Source organism: Hydrogenivirga sp. 128-5-R1-1, assembly GCF_000171895.1.
In genome coordinates, this window is the sequence record NZ_ABHJ01000300.1 from 1 (window position 1) to 1,599 (window position 1,599).

At 32.8% G+C, this 1,599-nt stretch carries 2 protein-coding genes; both read left to right on the forward strand.

What is annotated here, in order from left to right; all coding sequences use genetic code 11:
- Nucleotides 1-279, forward strand: a 279-nt coding sequence (locus HG1285_RS19975) for a hypothetical protein (protein WP_008289180.1), incomplete at its 5' end; no start/stop codon positions are given.
- A partial coding sequence (locus HG1285_RS02225; RefSeq protein ID WP_008289181.1) for a CHC2 zinc finger domain-containing protein occupies nucleotides 276-1,599 on the forward strand: 1,324 nt, incomplete at its 3' end. The genes HG1285_RS19975 and HG1285_RS02225, both read left to right, overlap by 4 nt.

The following is a 1,599-nucleotide window of genomic DNA, read 5'->3' on the forward strand; positions in this document are numbered from 1 at the left end:
TTTAACGAGCTTGATGTCCATCACGACAGTAAAACTTTTAAAGAGATATTTGAGGAACTTTGGGAAAAACATTTCAGCAACTTTACCGATGTAGAAGTAAAGGATTTTTATGAACAACTTGGATTTCAAGACTTTTTTTATTTAAAAGATGCAGACATTTTATCTCACCCAAAAATACGAGCTTTTATGAATGAGATTATAGCCTACCACAGCAACATAAAAGTCAAAATCTTATGCACTAAATGCCATAAAGCTCACCATCAAGGAGGGTTAAAATGATTATGGTGAAAAAAGAAGAAACAATAAGAAAGATTTGGGATGTTTACTTTGCAGAAGAATTTAAAGGTAAAGAATGGATAGAAGTTGATTATACCCTGCCGGAAGATAAAAAAGGATTTAGATACGCCTTTCACGTTCAAACTGTAGAAGAATTAATAGAAGCAGTGAAAAACAAAGAAGACAGAAACTTTGCTATTCATTACACAGTAAAAGAACTTCCTGTAGAGCAAGGACATCCAGATTTTCTAAAATACTGGGGCAAAAGATTAACTCAGCAGTACAACAAAAAGCTTAAAGTTATAGTTATAGACATAGAATTTCCAGACAAACACGAAAAATTATCCGAAAGTGAATTTTTAAGCTTAATGAGTGAAGCTTTTAAAATACTGCCTGAAAACATACAAAATGCTGTAAAACTTGTCAATTTCACAGGAGGCGGAGGACAGTTTGTTATTATCCTTGACAGATGGGCTTACTATCAAGAAATACAGCAAGTTGTAAGCTACATAAAAGAAAAAACAAAAGACAACCCTTATGTAGACAAAACATGCTTTAACACTTCACAAGGGCAAAGACTTATCGGAACTGTTAACACAAAATACGGAGTTGAAACCTACATCTATAAAGAAAGAAAAAACGTTATACCTCTATGTGTTGACGATATTTTACTTGAAATGGAAGTTTCAGAAGAAGCCGAAAAGAAAGTAAAACAAGAAAAAACAGAATATCCAGAGTTTAGAGAAGCAATAGACGAAATCAAAAGAAGACTCAGAATTGTTGACATTTTTAAGCTTGAAGGGACAAAGTCAGGTAATAGATGGGACTGTATATGTCCTATTCATCCAGAAAGAAACCCATCTTTTAAAGTATTTGAAAACTTAGAAACAGGAGATATAGCCGTTGATTATCACGGTAGAAGCCATGTATCAAAAATTACTGGAGAACTTACTGAAATTCCAGATTGGGTCAGAGAAACAAAAGATGGACTGCCATATTTTGACATAATAGACCTTTACAGAATCCTTAAAAACAAATCCTTTAAAGAAGCTGTATATGAACTTGGTCAGATTGCCGGAGTTGAAATAAAAGAGAAAGAAAAGGAAGAAGAAAAGAAAAAAGTTAGAGATATATCCTTAGAACTTTTACAAAAATTTAACTTTATTTATGAAGGCTCCAAAGGCGATTTTTGGGTCTACGATGAAGACTCAGGTCTTTGGAAGCCTGAAGCTGAAGATTTCCTTGAAAACATACTCAGAAAAGAATATGAATACAGCAAATCAAATTTTATCAACGAAGTAATAAAAGATGTTCGTTCTTTAT